The sequence below is a fragment of the Psychrobacter sp. 1Y4 genome (genome assembly GCF_051847555.1).
On record NZ_JBPYDE010000634.1, the window covers coordinates 1 to 670 of the forward strand.

Consider the following 670-nt stretch of genomic DNA (forward strand, 5'->3'; position numbering starts at 1 on the left):
GGCTCGTTGAGTATCAGTTTGTCAGCATTAACGCTCTGGGCACTTGAGGTTACTGGTGGCTGAGCTGGCGCTTGCGCACTAGCGGTTGCCTCATCATTTGCCGCGCTTTGATTAATAGCATCATTACCAAGCACCGCACCATTAATGGCGTCATTATTCAGCACTGCATCATTGATCGCTTCGTTGGATTCCCCAGCTTTGGCAATGGCTACCAAATCTTCGACACTACGGTTTTGTAGATTCGAGGTGCTATCTGTCGCCGCAGCATTATTGCCAGCATCGGTATTGGGCGCAGCATGCAGCACTGATGCACCGCTGACGCTCAGTGTAAACAGTAATGCTGATAAGATTGCTTTTGAATTATTCATCTAATCTCTACCACCTCAAATGACATTTTTATAAATTAATAGACATTAACTAATAGTCATCAGCTAAATAAATAGAGCGGCATACACCGCTCTATTTTTGTATATTTCTAATGCTTTCTACTCTGCTTTTGCAGAATCGCCAAAATCAACACTTGGCGCTGTCGAAATGGCATCTTCATCAGTAACGGTAAAGTTTGGCTTGGTATCCATGCCAAATACTTTTGCGGTGATATTGGTTGGGAACTGGCGCACAGTGGTATTGTAGCCCTGTACTTCTTGGATATAGCGATTACGCGCGACAG

General features: G+C 44.6%; 1 protein-coding gene and 1 pseudogene. Both read right to left on the minus strand.

Annotation, left to right across the window (positions count from 1 at the left end):
* Positions 1-368, minus strand: a pseudogene (locus ACS8FC_RS18015) (TPM domain-containing protein); the annotation flags it as partial.
* Positions 369-485: 117 nt separating this feature from the next.
* The coding region (locus tag ACS8FC_RS18020) for a LemA family protein (protein ID WP_439297797.1) at positions 486-670 on the minus strand (185 nt) is incomplete at its 5' end.